26 protein-coding genes are annotated in these 25,309 nt (G+C 72.2%); 8 read left to right on the top strand and 18 right to left on the bottom strand.

The window, feature by feature from the left end:
- Positions 1 to 3 precede the first annotated feature (3 nt).
- Both AB0B50_RS07290 and AB0B50_RS07285 read left to right on the top strand, forming a co-directional pair.
- Positions 4 to 2,991 (top strand): ATP-binding cassette domain-containing protein, encoded by a 2,988-nt coding sequence (locus AB0B50_RS07290; RefSeq protein WP_362327026.1) that lies wholly within the window; start codon positions 4 to 6, stop codon positions 2,989 to 2,991.
- Positions 2,992 to 3,681, top strand: a complete 690-nt coding sequence (locus AB0B50_RS07285; RefSeq protein WP_362327023.1) for an ATP-binding cassette domain-containing protein — start codon at positions 2,992 to 2,994, stop codon at positions 3,679 to 3,681. It begins immediately after the preceding gene.
- Here AB0B50_RS07285 and AB0B50_RS07280 read toward each other — a convergent pair.
- Both AB0B50_RS07280 and AB0B50_RS07275 read right to left on the bottom strand, forming a co-directional pair.
- Positions 3,638 to 4,231, bottom strand: a complete 594-nt coding sequence (locus AB0B50_RS07280; RefSeq protein WP_362327020.1) for a transglycosylase family protein — start codon at positions 4,229 to 4,231, stop codon at positions 3,638 to 3,640. The genes AB0B50_RS07285 and AB0B50_RS07280 overlap by 44 nt on opposite strands.
- An 84-nt stretch (positions 4,232 to 4,315) precedes the next feature.
- Positions 4,316 to 4,933 (bottom strand): transglycosylase family protein, encoded by a 618-nt coding sequence (locus tag AB0B50_RS07275; RefSeq protein ID WP_362327017.1) that lies wholly within the window; start codon positions 4,931 to 4,933, stop codon positions 4,316 to 4,318.
- Between the two features lie 527 nt (positions 4,934 to 5,460).
- On the opposite strand from AB0B50_RS07275, the gene AB0B50_RS07270 reads away from it, so the two are divergent.
- Positions 5,461 to 6,249, top strand: a complete 789-nt coding sequence (locus tag AB0B50_RS07270; protein WP_362327014.1) for a hypothetical protein — start codon at positions 5,461 to 5,463, stop codon at positions 6,247 to 6,249.
- Positions 6,250 to 6,409: 160 nt separating this feature from the next.
- A complete protein-coding gene (locus AB0B50_RS07265) occupies positions 6,410 to 6,727 on the top strand; it encodes a hypothetical protein (RefSeq protein ID WP_362327011.1) in 318 nt (105 codons plus the stop codon).
- Positions 6,728 to 6,813: 86 nt separating this feature from the next.
- Here AB0B50_RS07265 and der read toward each other — a convergent pair whose 3' ends face one another.
- From der to AB0B50_RS07235, 6 genes are all read right to left on the bottom strand, one after another.
- On the bottom strand, positions 6,814 to 8,292 hold the full coding sequence (gene der, locus AB0B50_RS07260; protein ID WP_362327008.1) for a ribosome biogenesis GTPase Der: 1,479 nt from the start codon (positions 8,290 to 8,292) through the stop codon (positions 6,814 to 6,816).
- An 82-nt stretch (positions 8,293 to 8,374) separates the two neighbouring features.
- Positions 8,375 to 9,076 carry a lysophospholipid acyltransferase family protein gene (locus tag AB0B50_RS07255; protein WP_362327005.1) on the bottom strand — a complete coding sequence of 234 codons (702 nt, stop codon included), beginning with the start codon at positions 9,074 to 9,076 and terminating at the stop codon, positions 8,375 to 8,377.
- On the bottom strand, positions 9,034 to 9,729 hold the full coding sequence (gene cmk, locus AB0B50_RS07250) for a (d)CMP kinase (protein WP_362327002.1): 696 nt from the start codon (positions 9,727 to 9,729) through the stop codon (positions 9,034 to 9,036). Before cmk ends, AB0B50_RS07255 begins: the two co-directional genes overlap by 43 nt.
- 111 nt (positions 9,730 to 9,840) lie before the next feature.
- Entirely contained in the window at positions 9,841 to 10,926 is a 1,086-nt protein-coding gene (locus tag AB0B50_RS07245) for a prephenate dehydrogenase (RefSeq protein ID WP_362326999.1), read from the bottom strand.
- On the bottom strand, positions 10,923 to 11,285 hold the full coding sequence (gene aroH / locus AB0B50_RS07240) for a chorismate mutase (RefSeq protein ID WP_362326997.1): 363 nt from the start codon (positions 11,283 to 11,285) through the stop codon (positions 10,923 to 10,925). The genes AB0B50_RS07245 and aroH overlap by 4 nt, the downstream gene beginning before the upstream one ends.
- Before the next feature lie 117 nt (positions 11,286 to 11,402).
- The gene (locus tag AB0B50_RS07235) at positions 11,403 to 11,861 is read right to left on the bottom strand and encodes a YidB family protein (RefSeq protein ID WP_362326994.1); all 459 of its coding nucleotides are present in this window, start codon (positions 11,859 to 11,861) and stop codon (positions 11,403 to 11,405) included.
- Between the two features lie 209 nt (positions 11,862 to 12,070).
- Between AB0B50_RS07235 and AB0B50_RS07230 the strand changes: the two genes are divergently transcribed.
- From AB0B50_RS07230 to AB0B50_RS07215, 4 genes are read left to right on the top strand one after another with little or no spacing between them, the layout of a single operon-like run.
- Positions 12,071 to 12,742 (top strand): hypothetical protein, encoded by a 672-nt coding sequence (locus tag AB0B50_RS07230; protein WP_362326991.1) that lies wholly within the window; start codon positions 12,071 to 12,073, stop codon positions 12,740 to 12,742.
- A gap of 28 nt (positions 12,743 to 12,770) precedes the next feature.
- On the top strand, positions 12,771 to 13,364 hold the full coding sequence (locus AB0B50_RS07225; RefSeq protein WP_362326988.1) for a DUF6529 family protein: 594 nt from the start codon (positions 12,771 to 12,773) through the stop codon (positions 13,362 to 13,364).
- Positions 13,361 to 13,843, top strand: a complete 483-nt coding sequence (locus AB0B50_RS07220) for a Rieske (2Fe-2S) protein (RefSeq protein ID WP_362326985.1) — start codon at positions 13,361 to 13,363, stop codon at positions 13,841 to 13,843. The genes AB0B50_RS07225 and AB0B50_RS07220 overlap by 4 nt, the downstream gene beginning before the upstream one ends.
- 23 nt (positions 13,844 to 13,866) lie before the next feature.
- On the top strand, positions 13,867 to 14,625 hold the full coding sequence (locus AB0B50_RS07215) for a nucleotidyltransferase domain-containing protein (protein ID WP_362326982.1): 759 nt from the start codon (positions 13,867 to 13,869) through the stop codon (positions 14,623 to 14,625).
- Here AB0B50_RS07215 and AB0B50_RS07210 read toward each other — a convergent pair.
- The 10 genes from AB0B50_RS07210 to AB0B50_RS07165 form a co-directional block, all read right to left on the bottom strand.
- Positions 14,542 to 15,303, bottom strand: coding sequence for a nucleotidyltransferase domain-containing protein (locus AB0B50_RS07210; RefSeq protein ID WP_362328204.1), 762 nt, complete (start codon positions 15,301 to 15,303; stop codon positions 14,542 to 14,544). The two genes, AB0B50_RS07215 and AB0B50_RS07210, sit on opposite strands and share 84 nt — an antisense overlap.
- Before the next feature lie 15 nt (positions 15,304 to 15,318).
- Positions 15,319 to 16,323 (bottom strand): ADP-ribosylglycohydrolase family protein, encoded by a 1,005-nt coding sequence (locus AB0B50_RS07205; RefSeq protein ID WP_362326979.1) that lies wholly within the window; start codon positions 16,321 to 16,323, stop codon positions 15,319 to 15,321.
- Complete coding sequence (locus AB0B50_RS07200) at positions 16,320 to 17,045, bottom strand: NUDIX domain-containing protein (RefSeq protein WP_362326976.1); 726 nt, start codon at positions 17,043 to 17,045, stop codon at positions 16,320 to 16,322. The genes AB0B50_RS07205 and AB0B50_RS07200 overlap by 4 nt, the downstream gene beginning before the upstream one ends.
- A gap of 85 nt (positions 17,046 to 17,130) precedes the next feature.
- Positions 17,131 to 18,279, bottom strand: a complete 1,149-nt coding sequence (locus AB0B50_RS07195; RefSeq protein WP_362326974.1) for a pseudouridine synthase — start codon at positions 18,277 to 18,279, stop codon at positions 17,131 to 17,133.
- Between the two features lie 12 nt (positions 18,280 to 18,291).
- Positions 18,292 to 18,939: an SMC-Scp complex subunit ScpB gene (gene scpB / locus AB0B50_RS07190; protein WP_362326971.1), complete on the bottom strand. Its 648-nt coding sequence runs from the start codon at positions 18,937 to 18,939 to the stop codon at positions 18,292 to 18,294.
- Positions 18,936 to 19,892 (bottom strand): segregation/condensation protein A, encoded by a 957-nt coding sequence (locus AB0B50_RS07185; protein WP_362326968.1) that lies wholly within the window; start codon positions 19,890 to 19,892, stop codon positions 18,936 to 18,938. Before AB0B50_RS07185 ends, scpB begins: the two co-directional genes overlap by 4 nt.
- Positions 19,893 to 19,910: 18 nt before the next feature.
- On the bottom strand, positions 19,911 to 20,495 hold the full coding sequence (locus tag AB0B50_RS07180) for a hypothetical protein (RefSeq protein WP_362326965.1): 585 nt from the start codon (positions 20,493 to 20,495) through the stop codon (positions 19,911 to 19,913).
- Positions 20,480 to 21,652: a ParA family protein gene (locus tag AB0B50_RS07175; RefSeq protein WP_079043497.1), complete on the bottom strand. Its 1,173-nt coding sequence runs from the start codon at positions 21,650 to 21,652 to the stop codon at positions 20,480 to 20,482. Before AB0B50_RS07175 ends, AB0B50_RS07180 begins: the two co-directional genes overlap by 16 nt.
- A 348-nt stretch (positions 21,653 to 22,000) precedes the next feature.
- Positions 22,001 to 23,116, bottom strand: a complete 1,116-nt coding sequence (gene ald, locus AB0B50_RS07170; protein WP_362326961.1) for an alanine dehydrogenase — start codon at positions 23,114 to 23,116, stop codon at positions 22,001 to 22,003.
- A gap of 145 nt (positions 23,117 to 23,261) precedes the next feature.
- Positions 23,262 to 25,241: a tetratricopeptide repeat protein gene (locus tag AB0B50_RS07165; protein ID WP_362328202.1), complete on the bottom strand. Its 1,980-nt coding sequence runs from the start codon at positions 25,239 to 25,241 to the stop codon at positions 23,262 to 23,264.
- Positions 25,242 to 25,309 lie beyond the last annotated feature (68 nt).

Here is a 25,309-nt window from a genome sequence, read left to right as displayed (position 1 = left end):
CCGGTGGCGTCCCTGAGCTACGACCTGACGCTGGCCGGGCTCTCGGTCGGCAGCGCCGCCGCCCTCACCGGCATCGGCCTGATCGTCACGTACCGCGCCACCGGCGTCCTCAACTTCGCGCACGGCGCCATCGCGATGGTGTGCGCGTACGTCTTGCGGCAGTTCACGGCCGAGTGGCACTGGCCGCTCCCCCTCGCGGCGGCGGTCACGCTGCTCGTGGTCGCGCCCGGCATCGGTCTGCTCCTGGACCGCGCGGTCTTCCGCCCGCTGGCGGTCCTGGGCAGCGACCCGGCACAGACCCTGGTGGCGTCGATCGGTGTCTTCGTTCTGCTGGTGGGCGGCGCGGCCCTCGTCTGGGGTCCGGGCGCCCGCGACGACGCGCCCACGCTCCTGTCCTCCGATCCCTGGGCCCAGTTGGGCGCGGCTCTCGCCCTCGCCCTGGCCGTGGGGGCCGTGACGCGGTGGACGCGGTTCGGCGGCGAACTGCGTGCCGTCGTCGACAACCGCGGCCTCGCCGTGCTCTCCGGCATCGACGCGGACCGGGTGGCCGCTGCGGGCTGGGCGTTCGGCTCCTTCACGGCGGGTCTCACGGGCGTCCTGCTCGCCCCCTTCGTACGTCTGGACCCGTACGGCATGCCGTTGCTGGTCATGGAGGTGGTGGCCGTCGCGGTGGCGGCCGGGATGCGCAGCCTGCCCGCCGCCGTGGTGGCGGCGCTCGGCCTCGGCGTGGCCCAGAGCCAGTTGACCCGTCTGCACCCCGGCGGCTGGCAGGAGCAGCTCGTCCAGACCGCGGGCGCGAACCTCTTCGTGATCGCCCTGCTGGTCGCGGCCCTGATCCTGCCGGGCATCGGCTCCCAGGACGCCCTGCCCCGCACGGCGACGGCCCGCGTCCCCACGCCGCCGGGCGCCTGGATAGTGGCGACGATCCTCTTCCTCATCCCTCTCGGCTTCGCGGGCCGGGACCTGACGACCTCCGTGCAGGTGCCCGCGCTCGCGGTGATCCTCCTCTCCCTCGTGATCGTCACGGGCAGGGGCGGCCAGATCTCCCTGGGCCAGGCGGCGTACGCGGGCCTGGGCGCCCTCTTCACGGCGCTCCTGACGGCGGGCCGCTTCCCCGGTCTGCCCGAACTGCCGCACCTGCCCGCCCTGGCGGTGGCGGTCCTGCTCGTCGCGCCCCTGGGGCTGCTCACCGGCTGGCCCGCCATCAGCCGCCACGGCCTGGCCCTCGCCCTCGCGACGTTCGCGGTCGGCGTGGGCGTGAGCCGCTTCGTCTTCGCGCAGCCGTACGCGACGTCGGGCCTGACCGTGGACCGCCCTGCCGGTTTCGGCGGCGACCGCGCGTACTACGTACTCGAACTCGGGCTCCTGACAGGGGCGTTGCTCCTGGTGACCGCGTTGCGCCGGGGCCGCACGGGCCGTGCGCTGGCGGCGATGCGGGACCACGAGGCGGGCGCGGCGGCGGCCGGGGTGCCCGTCCGCACCCTGAAACTCACCGCGTTCGTCACCGGGGCGGCCCTCGCCGCGCTGGGCGGCGGCATGCTCGCCATGGGGCACCGGGCGTTCGACGCGGGGGCGTACGACCCCGTGCGCGGGCTCCTCTGGTTCGCGGCGGTGGTGGTCCTCGGCTCGGACAGCGTCCTCGGGGCGCTGGTCGCCGCGGCCCTCCTGGTCGGCCTGGACGCGGGCACGCGGGGCGGCGTGGCGGCGGCGCTGATCGGCGTACTCGCGGTCCTGATCGGCCGCTTCCCCGGCGGCCCGTACGAGGCACTGCGCGCGGCCACGAGACGGCTCCGCAGGACCCCGCGCCTGACGCCCCTCGGCAGGGCGGCACGGGAGGCCTTGGCGGGTGGCACCCGCGCCGGCCCGCCCCCGCGGCGCCCCGAGGGCGAGGCACCTGGCCGCGGGGACCGCCCGAAGACGTCCCTACGCGAGGCCCGTCCGAAGACGTCCCTACGCGAGGCCCGCCCGAAGGCATCCCTCCCCGAGGAACGCCCGAAGGCATCCGTCTACGAGGCGGCCCCGGAGAAACCCACCCACGAGGCGGCCCCGAAAGCACCTTCCCACCAGGCCGACCCGAAGACGCCCACCCACCAGGCCGACCCCAAAACACCCACTCACGAGGCAGCCCCCAAGACACCCACCCACCGGGCCGCCCCAAAAGCGCCCGCCCACGGAGCAGCCTCGAAGACACCCGACCGCAAAGCACTCCCGAAGGCACCCACCCGTAGGACGCCCCTGAAGTCACCCACCCGCCCGACGCGACCAAAGGCACCGCCCCACAAAGCGAACCGGCAAGCACCCCACCCCACCCTCGCCGCCCACCGCATCACCCTCGCCTACGACGGCTACACCGCCCTGGACGACGTGACGCTCACCGTCCCCCCGGGCCGCGTCACCGCCGTGGTGGGCCCCAACGGTGCGGGCAAGAGCACCCTCTTCCACTGCCTGGCGGGAACCCTGCGGCCCGACTCCGGCCGCATCACCCTCGGCACCCGCGACATCACCGGCCTCCCCGCCCACGCCCGCACCCGCGCCGGGATGGCCCGCACCTTCCAACAGCTCGCGGTCTTCCCGTCGTTGACGATCGCGGAGAACGTCCGGGTGGGCGCGGAACAGACCCTCGTACGACACGATCCCCGAGCCGCAGCCGAAGCCCTCCGCCTCCTGGACCTGACCGAGCTGCGCGCGCACCCCGCGGCCGACCTGTCCACCGGCACCCTCCGACGCACGGAACTGGCGCGCGCCCTCGCGGGATCGCCCCACACCCTCCTCCTGGACGAGCCGGCCGCGGGCCTGGACGCGGCCGAAGTGGCGGCGCTGACAACCCTGTTGCGGGCCCTCGCGGCCGACGGCACGGCCCTCCTGGTCGTCGAGCACGACCTGGACCTGGTGGCGGGCCTCGCCGACACCGTGCACGTGATGGCGGCGGGCCGCGTCGTCACGTCGGGCCCCGCGGACCACGTCCTGCGGAGCTGGGGAGAGGCCCACTGAATGCACGGCATCGAACTGCGCGGCGCGCACGTCCACTACGGCCCCCTGGAGGCCCTGCACGGCATCACCCTGGCCGCGCCCGCCGCCACCCTCACCGTCCTGCTCGGCCGCAACGGCTCGGGCCGCTCCACGACCCTGCGCGCCCTGGCCGGCACGGTCGCCCTCTCCGCGGGCGCGGTCGTCCGCGACGGGCGGGACATCACGCACCAGCCGGCCCACGTGCGGGCCGCGAAGGGCCTGTGCTTCGTCCCGGACCGCCAGGCGGTGTTCTCCGCCCTGACCGTCGAGGAGAACCTCGAACTCTCCAAAGCCGAGGGCGACTTCACCCGCGCCCTGGACGCCTACCCCGAGCTGCGCCCCCTGCTCCGCCGCCGCGCGGGCACCCTCTCGGGCGGCGAGCAGCGCATGCTGGCACTGTCCCGCGCCCTGCTCTCGGACGCGGCCGTGGTCCTCGTGGACGAACCGGCGCAGGGCATGTCGCCCGCCGTCGCGGCACGGACGTACGCCCTGCTACGCGACCTGGACGCGTGCGTGGTCGTGGCCGAACAGCGACTGCCGCCCGTCTTGCGCGAGAGCGCGAGCCGGACGGCAGTGGTGCACGAACTGCGCCGGGGCGCGGTCGTGTTCAGCGGAGAGCCGGGAGAGCTCAGCTCCGCCCGGGGGCACCGGAGGCGGTACGCCCCGGAATGACGAGCAGGGTGCCGACATTGAGCCGGTCGGGATGATCCCCGACCATGTGCCGGTTGGCCTTGTACAGGGCCTTCCACCCGCCCTTCACGCCGTACTTGAGCGCGATCGAGCTGAGCGTCTCCCCGGCCTTCACCACATGGACGCGCCGGTCGAAGCGGTCGATGCGCACCTCCTTGGAGCAGACGGGCCAGGCCTCCCAGCCCTGGGTGCGCAACACCTCCTCGGCGACCTTGATCTGCTGCTCCTTGGTGGCGAGGTCGGCACGCGGCGCGTACGTGAGCCCGCCGTGCTCCTCCCAGGTGGGCTGCCAGAACTGCAGCCCTCCGTAGTAGTCGTTGCCGGTGTTCACATGCCAGCGGCCGCTGCTCTCGCACTGCGCGAGGCAGTGCCAGGGCCCCTTGGTCAGGGAACAGTCGTACGTCGGGGACGGGGCGCCCGGCAGCGGCGGCGGAGCCGCGGACGCGGTGGCCGAGGGGAGCGCCACCGCCGCCAGGATCGCCCCGACGACCAGGGACACGGACCGGAGACGCTTGGTCAGCTTCGGGTGCATCGGGTCACGCTAGGCAGCTCCGCGGCGGGCCCAGGGCGTGCCGCGCCGCCGCGGAGGCGACCCCACCCGGTCGGACGACGCGGGTCAGACCCTGAGCCGCTGCCCCGGCACGATCACGTCCGGGTCGCCGCCGATGACCTGCCGGTTGGCGGCGTAGACACGCTGCCAACCGGTCCCGTGGCGGGCCGCGATGTTGCTCAGGGTGTCGCCCTGCCGGACGGTGTAGTTCCCGGGGACGCCGCGCGAGGACCCGCGATCGGAGTGACCGGGCGATGCGGCACGCGGCTTGAGCGCCTTGGGCGCCGGCTTGGCCGCCTTGGGCACCGGAGCCGCGGCGGACGGCGCGCTGCCGTACGCTCCCGCGCGGGCCGCGCAGGTGGGCCAGGCACCCCAGCCCTGCCCGCGCTGGACCTTGGTGGCGACAGCGATCTGCTGCGCCTTGGACGCCTTGTCGGCGGTGGGCGCATAGGCCCCGCCGCCGTACGCGCGCCAGGTACCGGCGGAGAACTGCAGCCCGCCGTAGTAGCCGTTGCCCGTGTTGATCTGCCAGTTTCCGCCGCTCTCACACCGTGCGATGCGGTCCCACACTCCGCTGTCCGCCGCTCCGGCCTGGCCGGTCGCGGTGAGCAGACCCAGCGGGGCCAGGAGAGCGGCCCCTCCGATCGCTGCCATGGTGCGGGTGCGCTTGGGACGTGCGGACATGAATATCCCTCTCGAAGGACCCGGGCTCCCCCTGGCCGTTCGGGCCCCTCACGCATCCGGCGCCTGGGGTCCGATCGGTCCCGCCCGCCGGTGTCGAGGCTTCGTGCTGGCTATGCGACCGGCGGACGTACCCGAGCGGTGCTCGCTGCACACGGCGGTGGAATCTATGAGCCCTCTCGCCCCGATAACAACCAACTCCTTGTCATTCCAGGCCAGTTGAGCGTTACCCCGGGTATCGGCGAGTTTCGGCCACCCACTTCATTCGCTGATGTCAGGATTTATCAACCACGCCACTCGGCGATCTGTGACTCAGCTCACCTCCCCAACTTCCGTGCACCCGGCACGTGTTGGCGCGGAGTGACGGATTCCAACGGCCAACTCACCCTCCGCTGCGGATGGTTCGATTCCGTTCGCCTTCGCGCGTGACTTGCGCCACTGATCCGCCGTTGTCTTCTTATGAGCCGGGCGCCGTCCGGCTCACCACACCCACCCCATGCACCCCATGTGACAATCCCGAGGAGCCACCCGTGCCGCGCATGCTCGACGTCAGCGACGACGTACGCGCCGAGATCGGCGACGAAGAAGCCGACCGACTGCTCGCCGGAGACAACACCCCGGGCAGCTACGACTGCACGTCCTGCCGCACCCCGGGCGACGCCGAACAGGAGCGCACCAGCACGGTCCTGTTCGTCGGCGACGAGACCGCCGTGCTCGCCTTCGCCCACGCCACCTGCCTGCCCTCGCAGATCGTCACGGTCTCCGAGGAGCAGCTGCAGGGCGCCGTGCGGTCGATCACCGGCGAGGACGGCGAAGGAGCCGCCGAGGTCACCCCGAGCCAGGCCGTCCTCGGTGTGACCAGCGGCCTCGTTCTGATCGAGGGCGAACTGCGCCCCGCCCTCGTCGTCGAGCCGACGGGCCCCATCGCCCGCCCCGGCACCGAACCGGGCACCGGCGGCGGCGACGACTTCCTGCCGCTCCTGATCGAGCAGGGCTTCATGCCGGTCACCTCGCTCGACGGCGTACCGCCCTCCCTGCCCGGCTGGTCCGTCCTGCTCGCCATGGGCCAGCTGCACGCCGTCCTGCAGCCCGGCACCGGCGGCGGCTCTCCCGTCGCCTGGTGGCAGGCGCACCAGCCGCTCCAGGTCACCGAGGCCTGGCGGGCCGCGGCCAACAAGACGCAGACGGTGCTGCTCTTCGCCGCGCCCGTCGGCTCCATCGGCCGCCAGCCCCGCGAGGACCTGCTGCGCGACGCCCTCGACAAGGCCGCGGCCCAGGGCAGGCTCGTCGCGTGCGCGATGCCGCTCGCCGGGACCTGAGCCGACCGCCCGCGAGACTCGAATGCGCCGGTCACGCTCCTGCCGGACGGGGAAAGCGGCGCGTGCCCCGCATCCGTCGGGCGCCGGTTTCGTTGGCACATACGTGCACCCATACGACCCCTCCCGCCACCGGCCGACGTACCAGAACCCCATCCCGTCCATGCGCACGGCGCAGGACTCGACGGGCGACCACTCGGCCACTCCCATCTACGACACGCTGTACTCGGAGTACCTGCGGGCCTTCAGGGCCCTGCCGGGTGACCGGACCGGCGAGGAGGAACTGGGGTTCACCGCCTTCGGCACGGGGCCCTACGGCATGCAGCACCGCGTCGACGGCAGGCACGACCCCCGCCACGACCAGCGCCACGGTTCGTACGGCCAGTTCCACGTGGCCCGCTACGGCCAGCACGACCACCACGCCACCGGCCACCACCAGTTCCCCGCGGCCCTGCCGCCGGGCCCGCGCCGCGAGCACTGAGCCCGCGTCCCCGGACAGCGAGATGCCCGGCTCCCCGCGAAGGGGGGCCGGGCATTCACGTACGAACACAGGGTTCGTACCGGTGGTTACTTCTTGCGGCCGCGCTTCTCACGCACCCGCACCGAGATGTGGATCGGCGTCCCCTCGAAGCCGAACTCCTCGCGCAGACGGCGCTCCAGGAAGCGGCGGTACCCCGCCTCGATGAAGCCCGACGCGAAGAAGACGAACCGCGGCGGCTTGGTGCCCGCCTGCGTGCCGAAGAGGATGCGGGGCTGCTTGCCGCCGCGCACCGGGTGCGGGTGGGCGGCCACGATCTCGCCGAGGAACGCGTTCAGACGCCCGGTCGGCACGCGCGTCTCCCAGCCCTCCAGGGCCGTCTCGATCGCGGGGACCAGCTTCTCCATGTGGCGGCCCGTGCGTGCCGAGACGTTCACACGCGGTGCCCAGGAGATCTGGGCGAGCTCGGTCTCGATCTCCCGCTCCAGGTAGTAGCGGCGCTCCTCGTCGAGGGTGTCCCACTTGTTGTACGCGACGACGATCGCGCGGCCCGCCTCGACCGCCATCGTGACGATGCGCTGGTCCTGGACCGAGATGGTGTCGGCGGCGTCGATGAGGATCACCGCGACCTCCGCCTTCTCGACGGCGGCGGCGGTGCGCAGCGAGGCGTAGTAGTCGGCGCCCTGCTGGAGGTGGACGCGCTTGCGGATGCCCGCCGTGTCGACGAACTTCCAGGTGACGCCGCCCAGTTCGATGAGCTCGTCGACCGGGTCGCGGGTGGTGCCCGCGAGTTCGTTGACGACCACGCGCTCCTCGTTCGCCACCTTGTTGAGCAGCGAGGACTTGCCGACGTTCGGACGGCCGATGAGCGCGATGCGGCGCGGTCCGCCGATCCCGGCCCCGAAGGTCTGCGCGGGCGCCTCGGGCAGCGCCTCCAGAACGGCATCCAGCATGTCGCCGGTGCCGCGGCCGTGCAGCGCGGAGACGGGGTGCGGCTCGCCGAGGCCGAGGGACCACAGGGCGGAGGCGTCGGCCTCGCCGGAGGGGCCGTCGACCTTGTTGGCGCAGAGCACGACGGGCTTGCCGGCCTTGCGGAGCAGGCGCACGACGGCCTCGTCGGTGTCGGTGGCGCCGACCGTGGCGTCGACGACGAAGACCACGGCGTCCGCGGCCTCGATCGCGTACTCCGCCTGGGCGGCGACGGACGCGTCGATGCCGAGCACGTCCTGCTCCCAGCCGCCGGTGTCGACGAGCTTGAAGCGGCGGCCCGACCACTCGGCCTCATAGGTGACGCGGTCGCGCGTGACGCCCGGACGGTCCTCGACGACGGCCTCGCGGCGCCCGATGATGCGGTTCACCAGGGTCGACTTGCCGACATTGGGACGGCCGATGACGGCGAGGACGGGCAGCGGGCCGTGGCCCGCCTCCTCGATGGCGCCCTCGACGTCCTCGATGTCGAAGCCCTCTTCGGCGGCGAGCTCCATGAACTGTGCGTACTCGGCGTCGCCGAGCGCCCCGTGGTCGTGCTCGGCGAAGCCGTCGCCCTCGGGCTGGATCTGGTCGTTCATGAAGTCCGTACCTCGTCGTTCATCGTGGTGATCGGTGCACCGGCCCGCGGATCAGGTCGGGGCACTACTTGATAAGTCTCACTCAGCGCCCGGTCAGGCGCCTGGCGTTTTCCAGGTGGGCGGTGAGCCGCTCCTGGATGCGCACGGTCGCCTCGTCGAGCGCCTTGCGCGTACGCCGCCCGCTGCCGTCGCCCGCTTCGAAGGGGTCGCCGAAGACGACGTCGACCCGGGTGCGCAGCGGGGGCAGCTGCTTTATCAACCGTCCGCGCCGCTCCGTGCTTCCCAGGACCGCGACCGGGACGATCGGGGCGCCGGAACGCACCGCGAAGTACGCGAGCCCGGCCCGCAGCGACGCGAAGTCGCCGTCGCCCCGGGTGCCCTCGGGGAAGATCCCGAGGACGCCGCCCTGATCCAGGACGCCGAGCGCCCGGGTGATGGCCGTGCGGTCGGCGACCGAGCGGTCCACCTTCAGCTGGCCGATCCCGTGCAGGAAGGAGCCGAGCGGCCCGATGAACGCTTCCTTCTTGATCAGGAAGTGCGTGGGCCGGGGCGCGACGCCCATGACCATCGGGCCGTCCACGTTGTGCGAGTGGTTGACGGCCAGGATCACGGGCCCGCTCGCGGGCACCCGCCAGGCGCCGAGCACGCGCGGCTTCCACAGGCCGTACATCAACCCGACGCCGATGCGGCGGCCGACCTCGGCACCCCGCTCGGAGGCGCCCCGCTCGGCGGGAGCCTCGCTCACTTGGCTGCCCGCTTCTCCTCGACGAGGGTGACGACGCACTCGATGACCTGCTGCAGCGTGAGCTCGGTGGTGTCGACCTCGACGGCGTCGCCGGCCTTGGCCAGCGGGGACGTCTTGCGGCTGGAGTCGGCCTGGTCCCGCTTGACCAGGGCCTCCTGGGTCGCCTTGACGTCGGCGCCCTTGAGCTCGCCGGAGCGGCGGGCCGCGCGCGCCTCGGGCGAGGCGGTGAGGAAGACCTTCAGGTCGGCGTCGGGCAGCACGGTCGTGCCGATGTCACGGCCCTCGACGACGATGCCCTTCTCGGCCGACTCGGCGATGGAGCGCTGCAGCTCGGTGATGCGGGTGCGCACCTCGGGGACGGCGCTGACCGCGCTGACCTTGGAGGTGACGTCGGTGGTGCGGATCGGGCCCGCGACGTCCGTGCCGTCCACCGTGATGGTCGGGGCGGACGGGTCGGTGCCCGAGACGATCTCCGGCTTCCCCGCGGCGGCCGCGATGGCGCCCGGGTCGGTCAGGTCGATGCCGTTGTGCACCATCCACCAGGTGATCGCCCGGTACTGGGCGCCCGTGTCCAGGTAGCTGAGGCCGAGCTGGGCGGCGACGGCCTTGGAGGTGCTCGACTTGCCCGTGCCGGACGGTCCGTCGATGGCGACGATCACGGCTGCCGGGGCGGCGTTTGTGGCGGTTTCCACGGGGCGGCGAACACCTTTCTCAGTACACGGAGCAGGAGGCGGGACGGAAAGGCGCCCCGCACAAGGTTACTGGCTCGCACACCCTGCCCCGACAGCCCCTTCGCGGGCCCCCTACTGCCGGATCGACCAGCCACGCTCCCGCAGCGCCGCGCTCAGGACCGGCGCGGACTGCGGCTCGACCATGAGCTGGACCAGGCCCGCCTGCTGGCCGGTCGCGTGCTCGATGCGTACGTCCTCGATGTTGACGCCAGCGCCGTCCGCGTCGGCGAAGATGCGGGCCAGCTGCCCCGGCTGGTCGTTGATGAGCACCGCGACGACCTCGTACGCGGCAGGGGCCGCGCCGTGCTTGCCGGGCACCCTGACCTGGCCCGCGTTGCCACGCCGCAGCACGTTCTCGACGCCGGCCGCGCCCTCGGTCCGCTTCTCCTCGTCGGTGGACTGCAGCGCGCGCAGCGCCGTCACCGCCTCGTCCAGGTCGATGGCGACCGCGGCGAGGAGGTCGGCGACGGGGCCCGGGTTGGCGGAGAGGATGTCGATCCACATCCGGGGGTCGGACGCGGCGATCCGCGTGACGTCACGGATGCCCTGGCCGCACAGCCGGACCGCCGACTCCTCGGCGTGCTCCAGGCGGGCCGCGACCATGCTGGAGACCAGGTGCGGCATGTGCGAGACGAGGGCGACGGCACGGTCGTGGGCGTCGGCGTCCATGACGACGGGGACGGCACGGCAGAGCGCCACCAGCTCAAGGGCGAGGTTGAGCACCTCGGTGTCGGTGTCCCTGGTCGGGGTCAGCACCCAGGGCCGCCCCTCGAAGAGATCGGCGGTGGCGGCGAGCGGGCCGCTGCGCTCGCGCCCCGACATGGGGTGCGTCCCGATGTACGGGGTGAGGTCGAGGCCGAGCGCCTCCAGGTCTCGGCGCGGGCCGCCCTTGACGCTGGCCACGTCGATGTAGGCGCGCGCGACACCGCGCCGCATGACGTCGGCAAGCGTGGCGGCGACGTGCGCGGGCGGCACGGCGACGACGCAGAGGTCGACGGCGCCCTCGGGGGCCTCGTCGGTGCCCGCGCCGAGCGCCGCGGCGGTGCGGGCCTGCGCCGGGTCGTGGTCGGCGAGGTGGACGGTGACACCGCGCGAGGCCAGGGCGAGGGCGGCGGAGGTGCCGATCAGGCCGGTTCCGATGACGAGGGCGGTTCTCACTGGGCGATGTCCTTGCGAAGTGCGGCCGCGGCGCCGAGGTAGACGTGCGCGATCTCGGAACGGGGGCGGTCGGTCTCGATATGGGCGAGGACGCGGACGACGCGGCGCATGGCCCCGTCGATCTCCAGCTCCTGCGCGCAGATCAGGGGTACGTCGACGATGCCGATGCCGCGCGCGGCGGCCGCGGGGAAGTCGGAGTGCAGGTCGGGCGTGGCAGTGAACCAGATGCTGATGAGGTCGTCCTGCGTCAGCCCGTTCCGCTCCAGGATCTCGGTGAGCAGCGCGGCGACCTGCTCGGCCATGTGCCCGGCCTCGTCCCGCTGGAGCTGGACGGCGCCCCTGACCGCTCGTACCGCCACAGTGCCGCTCCTCGCTCGCCTTCGTACGACTGTTGTACGGCAAGCGTAGTCAGGGCGGGCAAAGGGGTGCGCGGCGCCCGTCTGCCGAGACGGGCGCCGCGCGATCCCCGGGGAGGGTCAGAGGCGCTGCTGCCTGACGATGTCCTCGAGGGACTCGGTCGGTACCTGGCCCTCGGGGGTCAGTTTGTCGACGACCTGCGGCAACTGCTGCGCGATCTGGTCGGCGGCCTCGTCGCGGCTCACGCCCGCCTCGTTCGCCACCTTGTCCAGGGTCTCGTCGGGCACGGCCTGCTTGACCTGGTCCGGGGAGAGCGGCTGGTTGTCCCCCTTGCCGACCCAGGAGTCGAGCTGTGCCTGGTCGACCAGGCCCGACTTCGTGATCATGTCGAGCAGCCCGCCCAGCGGATTGCTCCCGGCCCCGGCCCCGCCCTGACCGCCGCCGGCCCCACCGGCACCGCCGCCCAGCAGGCCGCCGAGGAGCGAGCCGAGGATGTTGCCCCCACCGCCGCCGGACGCACCGCCCTGGCCGCCGCCGAGGAGCCCGCCGAGGAGGCTTCCCAGATCGTTACCCGCCATGGTCACGCCTTTCAGAGAGTGGCCGGGACCGCGCCGTGGGGGCCCCGCGCCTCGGGCCCTCGGGGCCCGGGCCTCAGACCATGCCAATGTCACCCGAATCGCCCCCTGTCGCCACTTGGGCCGATTGGGTGCCGTTTAGCTATGGACGGGCGGGGGCGGGTCCGCTTGCATGGAACGTCGGCAGGTGCCGCGCCTCGGGGGAGGCTCGTATGAAGCGCTCAGGTCCACTCCTCACCCTTCTCGGCGGGCTGCTGCTCGCCCTGTTCATGCTGTCGCTCAACGCGACGACAGGGACGGGCAGTTCGTCGTACGGAGGGGACGCACCCGACGCGGCGACGCCGACGCCCTCCCCCACCAGGAGCTCGCCCGAGCCCTCGCCCGAACCCACCGAGAGCGAGAAGCCCGACGAGAAGCCGCCGCCCGACGCCAGCTACGCGGGCCGCACCGACGACGACGCCTCCGCGATCTCCATCTCGGTCCGTGACGGCAAGGCCATCGCGTACTACTGCGACGGCCGCGACACGGAGTCCTGGCTGAAGGGCAAGGTCGAGGACGACGGCTCGATGCGGCTGACCGGCAAGCACGGCGCGAAGCTGAACGGCCGGATCGCCGACGAGAAGGTCCGCGGCACGGTCGACATCGACAAAGAGACCTCGAAGTTCACCGCCGAGAAGGCCGAGAAGCCCTCGGGGCTCTACCGCGCCACGACCGAGGTGCGCGGCGCGAAGCTCGACGGCGGCTGGATCGTCCTGCCCGACGGCAGCCAGGTCGGCATCCTCAACCGCGACGGCGAGCCCGGCAAGGCCCCGCGCATCGACCCGGGCACCGGCACCGTCCGGGTCGACGGCGACGACATCACCGCACGTCCCGTAACGCCGTAGCGTCCCGCAACGCCCCGAGGGAGCCCGCATGAGCGTCGACCCGAACGCCGCCACCCAGGGCGGCTTCCCCGTGCCCCCGCGCGCGGGTGAGCACCGCAGGGCGGGCGCCGCCCGCTATCTCCTGCCCGCGCTGGTCGCGGCGGCCGTGGCGGTCGGCCTCGGCGTGTACGGCAAGACCCACGACCCCGAGGGCACCGCCTTCAACCTGGCGGGGTTCAGCAGCACGAGCGCGGTGAAGTCCTGGCTGGGCACGACGGCGTTCGCCTTCGCGCTCCTCCAGGTCCTCTCGGCCCTGATGCTGTACGGCAAAGTCCCCGGCCCCTCCTGGTCGGCGGCCCTGCACCGCTGGTCGGGCCGGATCGCGTTCCTGGTCGCCGTCCCCGTGGCGGTCCACTGCCTCTACGCGCTCGGCTACCAGACGTACTCGACCCGCGTGATGTGGCACTCGCTGCTCGGCTGCTTCTTCTTCGGGGCGTTCAGCGCCAAGATGCTGCTGCTCCGCTCGGAGAAGCTGCCCGGCTGGCTCCTCCCGGTGGTCGCGGGCCTGGTCTTCGTGTCGCTCACGGTGATCTGGCTGACGTCGGCGCTGTGGTTCTTCCGCACGTTCGGGGTGACGACATGAGCGGCGGCGGGAGCACGCCCCGGCGGGCGGTGCTCGCGGCGGGCGCGGCGGCGCTGGCGGCGGGCTGCACCAAGTACGGTGACGAGGGCGCCGAGCCGGAGCAGTCCCCGACCACGGCGGCCGACAGCACGCCCGCCTCGAAGGAACCCTCCGAGTCCGGCGACAAGCCCTCCGGAGAGAAGCCGCCCGCGGGGCCCGAGCTGGCGAAGACCTCCGACATCCCGGTGGGCGGCGGCAAGGTCATCAAGGACAGGAAGGTCGTCGTGACGCAGCCGGAGAGCGGCGACTTCAAGGCGTTCTCCGCGGTCTGCACCCACCAGGGCTGCACGGTCTCCGAGGTGGCGGACGGCACGATCAACTGCCCCTGCCACGGCAGCAAGTACCGCGTGGCCGACGCCTCGGTCGCCGGTGGCCCCGCCCCGCGTCCACTGCCCCCGCAGAAGATCACGGTCACCGGAAATTCGATCACCCTCGGCTAGCGGCGCACCGTACGCTCGACCGCATGCACCCCCAGGACCCGACCCTCGTACGCGACCACACGATCTACTCCTGCGTGATGGGCTCGCGCGCCTTCGGTCTGGCCACGGACGGCAGCGACACCGACCGCAGGGGCATCTTCCTCGCCCCCACGCCACTCTTCTGGCACTTCGAGAAGCCGCCGACCCATGTGGACGGTCCCGCCGACGAGCAGTTCAGCTGGGAGCTGGAGCGCTTCTGCGAGCTCGCCCTGCGCGCCAACCCGAACGTCCTGGAGTGCCTGCACTCCCCGCTCGTGGAGCACGTCACGGACACCGGCCGCGAACTGCTCGCCCTGCGCGGCGCGTTCCTCTCCCGCCGGGCCCACGACACCTTCGCGCGCTACGCGCTGGGCCAGCGCAAGAAGCTGGACGCGGACGTCCGCACCCACGGTGCCCCGCGCTGGAAGCACGCGATGCACCTGCTGCGGCTGCTGATGTCCTGCCGCGATCTGCTGCGCACCGGCGAGCTGACGATCGACGTCGGCGACGAGCGCGAGCCGCTGCTCGCGGTCAAGCGCGGCGAGGTGTCCTGGCCGGAGGTCGAGTCCCGGATGAACCGCCTCGCGGCCGAGGCCGAGGAGGCGGCACCGCACAGCCCCCTCCCGGCCGAGCCCGACCGGGAGCGCATCGAGGAATTCCTGTTCCGTACGCGCCGCGCGTCAGCCCTGCGTCTCCTCGATGCGTACGCGGACGACGAGGTCGTGCAGGGCGTCGTACGCGCGGTGGACGCCCGGCAGCGCTGAGTCCTCCTGGGCCTCGTCCAGGAGGGCGTGCAGCCGCTCCACGTCGGCGGCCACGCGCGCGTGGTCCACGTCGGCACCGCCGTGCTCGGCCTCGACCTTGGCGGCGACGAGGTCCGTCAGGTAGGCGGGGGCGGCCGGGACCTCCCCAAGGAGCGTGGGCAGATGCGCGACCACGGCGCCGCTGCGCATCAGATGGATCCCGCTCAGCAGCACACGGAACGTGTAGAGCAGCGGCTTGAGCTCGCCGTTCTTCTCGAACAGCCGCCACTGGGTCTTGGCGAAACCCCGGTAATGGTGGGCGTGGTGGCTGGTGAGCACGGTGGGCGCGAGCGCGACGAGCTCCGCGTGGGCGTCCGTGGTGTGCACGACCAGCGGGGAGAGCAGCTGCTCCAGGACGTAGCCGTTGTGCCGCAGCATCAGGCGTGCGAACTTGCGCAGGTCGTGCGTGACGAGGTCCATCTCGACCCCGTCCCGGTCCCACATCCTGGACCGCGTCTCTTCCGGCTCCCTGAGCCCCACCAGATCGGCCACCGGCAGCAGGTGCACCCCGCGCAGGTCCACGTCCGAGTCGCGGGACGGGAAGCCGTACAGGTGCGCTCCGGAGACCGTCGCGAAGAGCAGCGGGTCACGCTGCTCGGCGACGACGGAGGTGAGGTCGATGTCCAGGTCGGGGCCCAGGTCCACAGTCATCCCTCAAGCGTCCCAGAGGGCCCCGAACTCCAGGAGCTCACCCCGGTGCTCGATCCGTTCCGTCCACGCGGCGGGCCACGCGTCGGCGCCGAGGTGGGCCCCCGCGAAGGCTCCCGCGAGGCATGCGATCGAGTCGGAGTCGCCCGCCGTACAGGCGGCCCTGCGCAGCGCGGTGACCGGCTCGTCGACGAACATCAGGAAGCACAACAGGCCGGTGGCGAGCGCCTCTTCGGCGATCCAGCCCTCGCCGGTGGCCAGGCACGGGTCGATCTCGGGGTTGGCATGCTTGAGGGCGGCCTCAAGGCGCTCCAGGACGGCCAGGCACTCGTCCCAGCCGCGGGTGATGAAGTGCTCGGGCGACGGGTCCTGGGAGCGGGTCCACAGGTCGCCGAGCCACGCCTCGCGGTAGTGGGTGCGGTTCTCCAGGGCGTACGAGCGCAACTGCCCGACCAGACCCATGGGTTCCGCTCCCCGGGCGAGCAGCTGCACCGCGTACGCCGTCAGGTCACCGGCGGCCAGCGCCGTGGGGTGCCCGTGGGTGAGCGCGGACTGCAGCTGGGCGGCGCCGGCCCGCACCTCGTCGTCGATGCGGGGCATCAGGCCAAGCGGCGCGACCCGCATGTTGGCCCCGCACCCCTTGGAGTGCAGCTGGCTGGCGTCCCGCCAGGCCCGCTCCTCGTCGGCGAGCAGCTCGCAGGCCCGTATGCAGGTGGTGCCCGGGGCACGGTTGTTGTCCGGCGACTCGTTCCAGGCGACGAACTCCCGGCGCGCGAGGTGCGCGAAGCGCTCGGGACCGCACAGCCCGCGCGCGGCGGCGGCCTTCAGGGCCCGGCTGAGCGCCAGCGTCATCTGCGTGTCGTCCGTGATGAACGCCGGGCTCGGCAGCTCCATCTCCCGCCAGGGCCCGCACTTGGCGAGGATCGACGGCACGTCGTTGAACTCGGTCGGGAAGCCGAGCGCGTCCCCGAGGGCCAGGCCGAGGAGGGATCCGGTGGCGGCGCGCTTCATGAGGAGGTTCCTTCCGAGGTGGGCCGGAGCAGGGGCGGGTGCAGGGCGGTGGCGGTGCCCGCCCGGAAGAGGGCCGCGGGCTTGCCGCGCCCGCCGGTCAGCCGCGCGGCGCCGGGGACCGCCTCGACGAGCCCGGCGGTGCCGACGACCTTGCGCCGGAAGTTGGCGGGGTCGAGCTCGGCGCCCCACACTGCCTCGTAGACCTGGCGCAGCTCGCCGAGCGTGAACTCGGGGGCGCAGAAGGCCGTGGCGAGCCCGGTGTACTCCAGCTTGGCGCCGACGCGGTCGTGGGCGTCGCCGAGGATCCGGTCGTGGTCGAAGGCGAGGGGCCGGTACGTCGCCGGTCCGTACGGCAGCCAGGCCGCGCGGGCCGCGTCGCCGCCCCCGCGCGCCTCGGGAGGATCGGGCACGAGCGCCGCGAAGGCGACGGAGACGACCCGCATGCGGGGATCGCGGTCCGGTGCGCTGTAGGTGCGCACCTGCTCCAGGTGGAGCCCGCTGACATCGGCGATGCCGGTCTCCTCGGCCAGCTCACGCCCCGCGGCCTGTTCGGCCGACTCATCGGGGAGGACGAATCCGCCGGGCAGCGCCCAGCGCCCGGCGAACGGCTCCTGGCCGCGCTCGACGAGCAGCACGTGCAGCGCGCCGTCGCGGATGGTGAACACCGCCAGATCGACCGTGACGGCAAAGGGCTCGAAGGCGTGCTTGTCGTACCCCTGCATGCACGACCACCCCCCTCTCTTTATGGTCTACCCGACTATAAAGAGAGGGGGGTGGTGCGCACAAGCGGTCACCCGCAGGTGATGTCTACAGGTCGACTTCCTGCATCAGCATCCCGACCTCGGTGTTGGAGAGCCGCCGCAGCCAGCCGGACTTCTGGTCGCCCAGCGTGATCGGCCCGAAGGCCACCCGCACCAGCTTGTCGACCGGGAAGCCGGCCTCGGCGAGCATGCGCCGCACAATGTGCTTGCGGCCCTCGTGCAGCGTGACCTCGACGAGGTAGTTCTTGCCGGTCTGCTCGACGACGCGGAAGTGGTCCGCGCGGGCGTACCCGTCCTCGAGCTGGATGCCGTCCTTGAGCTGCTTGCCCAGGTCGCGCGGGATGGGGCCCACGATGTGCGCGAGGTAGACCTTCTTCACGCCGTACTTGGGGTGGGTCAGGCGGTGCGCCAGCTCGCCGTGGTTGGTGAGCAGGATGACGCCCTCGGTCTCGGTGTCGAGCCGCCCCACGTGGAACAGCCGCGTCTCGCGGTTGGTCACGTAGTCACCCAGGCACTGGCGGCCCTCGGTGTCCTCCATGGTGGAGACGACACCGGCGGGCTTGTTCAGCGAGAAGAACTGGTACGACTGCGTGGCCACGGTCAGGCCGTCGACCTTGATCTCGTCCTTGTCGGTGTCGACGCGCAGGCCCTGCTCCAGGACGATCTCGCCGTTGACCTCGACGCGGGCCTGATCGACCAGCTCCTCGCAGGCGCGGCGCGAGCCGTAGCCCGCGCGCGCGAGCACCTTCTGCAGCCGCTCGCCCTCCTGCTCGGCGCCCGGGAAGGTCTTGGGCAGGTTCACCTTCGGCTTGCCCGCGTACCGCTCGCGGTTGCGCTCCTCGGCCCGCGCGTCGTACTCACGGGAGGTGGCCGGAGCCCAACGCCCCCGTCCGCTGCCGCCCTGGCCCTGCTTGGGGCCGCCCTTGGCACCGCCGCGCGCCGAGGCGCCACGGCCCGACTTCGGACCGTCCTGCGTGCCTCCGGAGCCCACGTCGTAGCGCCGCTCCTCCGGACGCGGCTTCTTCGGACGGCCGCTGCCGCCCTGCTTGTCGTCACGGCCGTTACCGGCACCCCGGTAATTGCCGCGGCCGCCGCCGCTCGCGCCACGACCACCGCTGTTGCCGCGGCCGCCGCTGTTGCCACCACGGCTCCCGCCGTTGTTTCCGCTGCTGTTCCTGCCGCTGCTGCTTCGCATCAAATGTTCCGTCTAGTCGGCTGCGTCCTCGTAACCCGGCGCATCGGGTGCGTCCGGGTCGAACGACGGGACGCCTTCCTGTGTCTCGCCCTCGATCGCGTCCGCCTCGGGGAGGAAGGGCGCGAGCTCCGGGAGCTCGTCCAGGCCGCGCAGGCCCATCCGCTCCAGGAAGTAGTTCGTCGTCCTGTACAGGATCGCACCTGTTTCGGGTTCCGCGCCCGCCTCCTCCACCAGACCCCTCTGGAGGAGCGTGCGCATCACGCCGTCACAGTTGACCCCGCGGACCGCGGAGACCCGGGAGCGGCTGACCGGCTGGCGGTACGCGACGACCGCGAGGGTCTCCAGGGCCGCCTGGGTGAGCCGGGCCTGCTGCCCGTCCAGGACGAAGCCCTCCACGGCGGCGGCGTACTCGGGCCGCGTGTAGAACCGCCAGCCGCCCGCGACGAGGCGCAGCTCGAAGCCCCGCTTCTGCACGGTGTACTCGTCGGCGAGCTCCCGCAGGGCGTCGGCGACCTGGCGCCTGGGCCGCTGCAGGATCTTCGCGAGGTGCTCCTCGGTGGCCGGCTCGTCGACCACCATCAGGACGGCTTCGAGCGCGGGCCGCAGCTCAAGCTCGGCGACGGCCCCGGCAAGCTCCCCCACAGGACTCTGCGCACTCACACCTTCTCCTCGTCCTTGTCCTCGCTCGGCTCGGGGGCCCGGTCGAACTCGTCGGTCACGGTCGGCTCGTCGGCGCCGTCCCCGCCGGTCCAGCGCACCATCAGCTCGCCCAGGGGGTCCTCCTGGTCCAGGGCGACGGCCTTCTCGCGGTACAGCTCGAGCAGCGCGAGGAAGCGGGCGACGACGGTGAGCGTGTCGTCCCCCGCGTCCTCGACGAGCACCCGGAAGCTGAGCTCGCCCCGCTCGCGCAGCCGGGCGATCACGACGGCGGCCTGCTCCCGCACGGAGACCAGCGGGGCATGGATGTGATCGACGTACACCTGCGGCTTCGCACGCGGCTGCATCGCCTTCACGGCGAGCTTCGCGAACCCCTCGGCCCCGATGCTGATGACGACTTCCGGCAGCAGCTCGGCATGGTGCGGTTCGAGCCCCACGGTCCGCGGATAGCGCCGCGCCTCCTCGTCGAGCCGCCCGCTGAAGATGTCCGCGATCTGTTTGTACGCGCGGTACTGGAGGAGCCGCGCGAACAGCAGGTCCCTGGCTTCGAGCAGCGCCAGGTCGGCCTCGTCCTCGACCTCGGCGGCGGGCAGCAGCCGCGCCGCCTTGAGGTCGAGCAGTGTCGCGGCGACGACCAGGAACTCGGTCGTCTGATCGAGATCCCAGTCGCTCCCCATGGCCCGGATGTGCGCCATGAACTCGTCGGTCACCTTGGACAGCGCGACTTCGGTGACATCGAGCTTGTGCTTCGAGATCAGCTGCAACAGCAGATCGAAGGGCCCTTCGAAGTTCGCAAGGCGAACCTTGAACCGCCCGTCATCGGGTTCGGCGGGAGTTTCCGGCTCAGGAGCCTCGGCCACAGGCACCGCGGGCGCCGACTCCGCAGGAGCCGCCCCGGGGCCCCGCCCCAGGGAACGCCGACGGACGGGCGGTACGGAGTAGTCGTTCGTGGCCATCAGGCGGGAACGCTACCCCTACCGCCCACGAAGCCGTCGTACGAGAATGCTCGCGTCCCCGCGGGACTCCAGATCGGCGAGGACGACGGCAACCGCCTCCCGCACGATCCGCCCACGATCCACCGCGAGCCCGTGCTCACCACGCAGCACGAGCCGCGCGTGCTCGAGGTCCATCAGCTCCTCGGCGGACACGTACACGGTGATCTTCTCGTCGTGCCGCTCACGCCCACTGGGCCGCCGGTTCGCGGCCCGCGCCCGCCGCCGCGCCTGCGCGGTCGACGAGCCGGACTTGCCGCCGCTCTGGGTGGCCGAACCTTCCTGCGCCGGGGCCGCACGGCGCCCGGCGCCCTTCTCGCCCTCGGCACGGCTGCGCGACTCGGCGCCCGACTCCGCGTCCGTGGCCGCGTGTTCGGCGGACTCGCCGCCGTCGCCCTGCGCCGCGGTCTCCTCTGCGGAGGCCGCCGTCTCGTCGCTCTCGCCCGCCGGAGCGGGCACCCTCGCATCGCCGTTCGCCTGGCGTCGCGGCGACGACGACTGGAGCGCCATCCCCCCGGTCGTACGGAACAGTTCGTCGGCCCCGGGCAGACTCACTCGGCGTGACACCGGGCGAGCACCTCCCTGGCGAGCTGGCGATAGGCGGCCGCGCCGACCGAGTTGGACGCGTACGTCGTGATCGGCTCACCGGCGACCGTGGTCTCCGGGAAGCGGACCGTGCGCCCGATGACCGTGTGGTAGACGTGGTCGTCGAAGGCCTCGACCACGCGCGCGAGCACCTCACGGCTGTGCACCGTGCGGGAGTCGTACATCGTCGCGAGGATGCCGTCGAGCTCCAGGTCGGGGTTGAGCCGCTCCTGGACCTTCTCGATGGTCTCGGTCAGCAGGGCCACACCGCGCAGCGCGAAGAACTCGCACTCGAGCGGCACGATCACCTTGTGAGCCGCCGTCAGGGCGTTCACGGTGAGCAGGCCCAGCGAGGGCTGACAGTCGATCACGATGTAGTCGTAGTCCTGCATGAGCGGCTTCAGGGCGCGCTGCAGCGTGGACTCGCGGGCGACCTCGCTCACCAACTGCACTTCGGCGGCGGACAGGTCGATGTTGCTGGGCAGCAGGTCCATGTTCGGGACCGCCGTCTTCAGGAGCACCTCGTCCGCGGACATGCCGCGCTCCATGAGGAGGTTGTAGACCGTCAGGTCCAGCTCCATCGGATTCACCCCGAGGCCCACGGAGAGGGCGCCCTGCGGGTCGAAGTCGACGAGCAGGACACGGCGTCCGTACTCCGCGAGAGCCGCGCCCAGGTTGATGGTCGACGTCGTCTTGCCGACGCCGCCCTTCTGGTTGCACATCGCGATGATCTTCGCGGGACCGTGGTCGGTCAGCGGGCCCGGGATCGGGAAGTACGGCAGCGGGCGTCCCGTCGGGCCGATGCGCTCACGGCGCTGACGGGCCGCGTCCGGGGCGAGCGTGGCCGCGTACTCCGGATCGGGCTCGTACTCGGCGTCGGGGTCGTAGAAGTGCCCCTGGGGCAGTTCCTCGTAGTCGGCGAGGTGGGTGTGGGTGTTATCGCCACTCCGGTCGCCGGCCATGGCGTTCACGTGATGGCCATCCATGCTCTGGGGTGCTGACTGTGTCGGCTGGGGGCTCTGCCGGGCTTCGAAGGTGCGGACAGCGACCGAGCCGACGGCCTCGAGCCCCACGGGTCCTTGGCCCCGCTCAGAGGTTCCTGGTTGACCACCCCCGGGAGCAAATGTCGACTCATTCACAAGTCGTCTTACCTCCTTGGTGACCAGGAAATTTCTAGATAGGTCAGCGTGGCACCATGCCGACGGTTGGCGACTCTATGGCGTGTCACCGCTCCGCAGCAACACAATCCGCCGGACCGGACCCGATGTGTCGGCAAAGGAACACCCTGATGTCAAGGGCGTGTGGCGTGGCATCGGCACGTTTCAGGGGTGGGCGAAACGGTTAAAGGGTTACGTTCAAGGCGAGTTGAGCGTGTCCGCACTGATACGCATACGGCCGGACCCCTCTCAAGGTCCGGCCGCGGGCGTGAGATTGACGACTTTCGTTGACGAAAGTGTCGATGACCGACGGGAGTCGATCGGGTGGGGTCAGCCGAGGAGCGACTCCAGCTCGATGTGCTCGAGACCGTGGGCCTCGGCGACCTCCTTGTAAACGACCTTGCCGTCATGGGTGTTGAGACCCAGGGCGAGCGCCGGGTCGCGGCGCAGGGCCTCGACCCAGCCGCGGTTGGCCAGCTCGACGATGTACGGCATCGTCGCGTTGGTCAGCGCGTACGTCGAGGTGTTGGGCACCGCGCCGGGCATGTTGGCGACGCAGTAGAAGACCGAGTTGTGGACCGGGAAGGTCGGCTCGGCGTGCGTGGTGGCGTGCGAGTCCTCGAAGCAGCCGCCCTGGTCGATCGCGATGTCGACAAGGACACTTCCCGGCTTCATGCGCGAGACGAGCTCGTTGGTGACCAGCTTCGGGGCCTTGGCGCCCGGGATGAGGACGGCACCGATGACGAGGTCGGCCTCGAGGCAGGCCTTCTCCAGCTCGAAGGCGTTGGAGACGACGGTCTGGATCTTCGTGCCGAAGATCTTGTCCGCCTCCTTGAGCTTGTTGATGTCCTTGTCGAGCAGGGTCACGTGGAAGCCCATGCCGATGGCGATCTGCGCGGCGTTCCAGCCGGAGACGCCACCGCCGATGACGACGGCCTTGCCCGCGGCCACGCCCGGGACGCCGCCCGGCAGGACGCCGCGGCCGCCGTTGGCGGCCATCAGGTGGTAGGCACCGACCTGCGGGGCGAGACGGCCCGCGACCTCGGACATCGGGGCGAGCAGCGGGAGCGCGCGATTGGCGGTCTCCACGGTCTCGTACGCGATGGCGGTCGTGCCCGACTCCAGGAGCGCGTCCGTGCACTCCTTGGAGGCGGCCAGGTGCAGGTAGGTGAAGAGGGTCTGGTCCTTGCGGAGGCGGTGGTACTCCTCCGCGATCGGCTCCTTGACCTTCAGGAGCAGGTCGGCGGTGGCCCAGACCTCGTCGGCGGTGTCCAGGATCTGGGCACCGGCCGAGACGTACTCGGCGTCCGTGATCGAGGAGCCGACGCCGGCGTTCCGCTCGATGACGACCTGGTGGCCGTGGCGCACCAGCTCGTGCACACCGGCGGGGGTGATGGCCACCCGGAACTCGTTGTTCTTGACCTCGCGGGGGATGCCGACCTTCATCGTCGATCACGGTCCTTGGCTCAGGGGATGTTTCGGGCAATGCGTTACAGACCGGTGCACACGAGGGCGCAACGGGGGACACCACGGATGGACGCGGCGGAGCCAGTCTAATGAAGGATTTCTCGCTGTCTAGCCTTTCAATGCTTCAATCTTCTGCAGATGCGCTACGGATTTCGTAGGCGGAAGGCTGTGCTCCACCGTTCGATTCAAGCCTTGCACCCTCCGGGAGCTCCGCTCCCAGCATGCGCTCGGCCGCGCCCCTGTGCAGCCGGGCCGCCGCGGGATCGCCGAGCCGCTCCAGGGTGTCCGCGAGGCGGAGCTGCAGCGCCGCCTGCAGTCGAACGTCCTTGGCGTGCCGCGCCCACTCGACGGCTTCCTGGCAGGTGCGCAGGGACTCCTCGGGCCGCCCCGCGTACTCCTGCACGCGCGCCATCTCGCTCAATGCCCTTGCCTGGGCGGCCACATCGCCGTTCTTGCGGTGCCCGGTGACCGCCGAACTCCAGCTGCGCAGGGCCTCGCCGTAGCGGCCCGCGTACGTGTGAACGGCGCCGATCCGGCCGTAGAGGCGGGCCGCGTCGGTGCGCTCGCCGCGGGCGAGCCGCTGGGCCAGCGCCCTGCCGAACCAGTCGGAGGCCCGCTGCCAGTCCCCCAGCTCCTGATAGGCGCCGCCTACGGATTCCATCGCGCGCCCGGTGGCGTACGGATCGCCCGCCGCCCGCCCCGCGTCCAGTGCCGCCCGATAGCGCGCGAGCGCGTCCTGCGTACGTCCCGTCTGCGCGTCCAGATCCGCGAGGTTCAGCAGCGCCGCGGCCTTCTCGCGCGGCAGGTTCCGCCGCTCGGCCACGTCCAGGACCAGCTGATGGATGCCGTAGAGCTCCGCGGCCGCGTCCTCCGTGCCGCGGTGCGCGACCAGGGCCCGCGTCAGGGCCGCCATCAGGCGCCGCGCGAGGGTGTCGAGCTCCCCGTCGGCCACCGCGAGGCGCGCGGCGGCGAGCAGCGCGGGCTGCCGGATCCGCAGCCACTCGGCGGCGGCGCGCGGGTTCGGGAAGCGCAGCGCGCGCGGCAGCCCCGCGAGCTTCTTGCGGGCGGCCGAGCCGTCCGCCTCCGTGATCGCCCTGCAGGACTGCAGCAGGCGCACGGTCCGCTCCAGCATCCTGGCCCTGGCCAGCTGGACCTCGGCGAGACGGTCCTGGCTCTCGGTGCGCGAGCGCAGCAGCGGCACCAGGCAGCCCGGCACCTCGTACTGCGGAAGCGGGGAGTCCACCGCCCGCACCAGCCCGAGGGCGACGAAGTCGTCGAGCGTGGTCCTGGCCGCGGAGACCGAGCAGCCCGCGAGCGCGGACGCCGTGTGCGGGTCGACGTGCCCTGTCGGGGCCAGGGAGAGGAATCGCAGTATCCGCGCGGCGGGCGCGGGCAGCGAGGCGTAGGTGTGGGCGAAGACACGGTCGAGGGGCGATCCCTCGTCCGGCATGTCGTGGACCTGCTTGGCCAGGTCGGCGACGGCCGCCTTGGGGCGTACGGAGAGCCAGCCGCCGGCCAGCACGAGGGCCGCGGGGTGCGCCGCGCACGCCTCGACGAGGGACTCGGCGGAGCGCGGGTCGACGGTGATGCGCACGGGCCCCGCGGCGCGTGCGAGCAACTCCACGGCGGCCGCCTTGTCCAGGCCGCCGAGCGTGCACGGCCTGACGTCGGGGATGCCGGTGAGCGGCCCCTCGGACACCGCGACGACCAGACAGTCGGGGGTGTCCGGAAGCAGCGGGTCGACCTGTTCGGCGTCCGACGCGTCGTCGAGGAGCAACAGCGCGCGGCGCTCCTTCAGGGCGTCCCTGAGGGTCTCGGCGAGTTGGTCCTCGTCGGCCCCGGGGGGCGCGGGCACGGCCAGGGCGTCGAGCAGTTCACGGGCGGTGCGCTCGGTCGGCACCGGGGCTCCGTCGGGCTCCGTGAGCCGGGCCCGCAGCACCGCGTCGGGGTAGTCGTCGGCGAGCTGCCTGGCGAGCTCCTCGGCGAGCGAGGTGCGGCCCGAGCCGGGGCGGCCAGCGACGAGCAGCACACGCGCGCGAGGAGCTTTGCGGCCCGAGAGCGTGTCGAGCCCGGCCCGGTCGATGTCCGCGCGGAGTTCCTTCAACTCCCGGCGCCTGCCGACGAATTGAGCCTTCGTCGACTCCAACGCGGCACTCGCGGGCGACGGCACCG

Source organism: Streptomyces sp. NPDC041068 (assembly GCF_040647455.1).
Lineage (GTDB): Bacteria > Actinomycetota > Actinomycetes > Streptomycetales > Streptomycetaceae > Streptomyces.
Note: the sequence above shows the minus strand (reverse complement) of the source record. Positions and strands in the feature narration are given on the sequence as shown.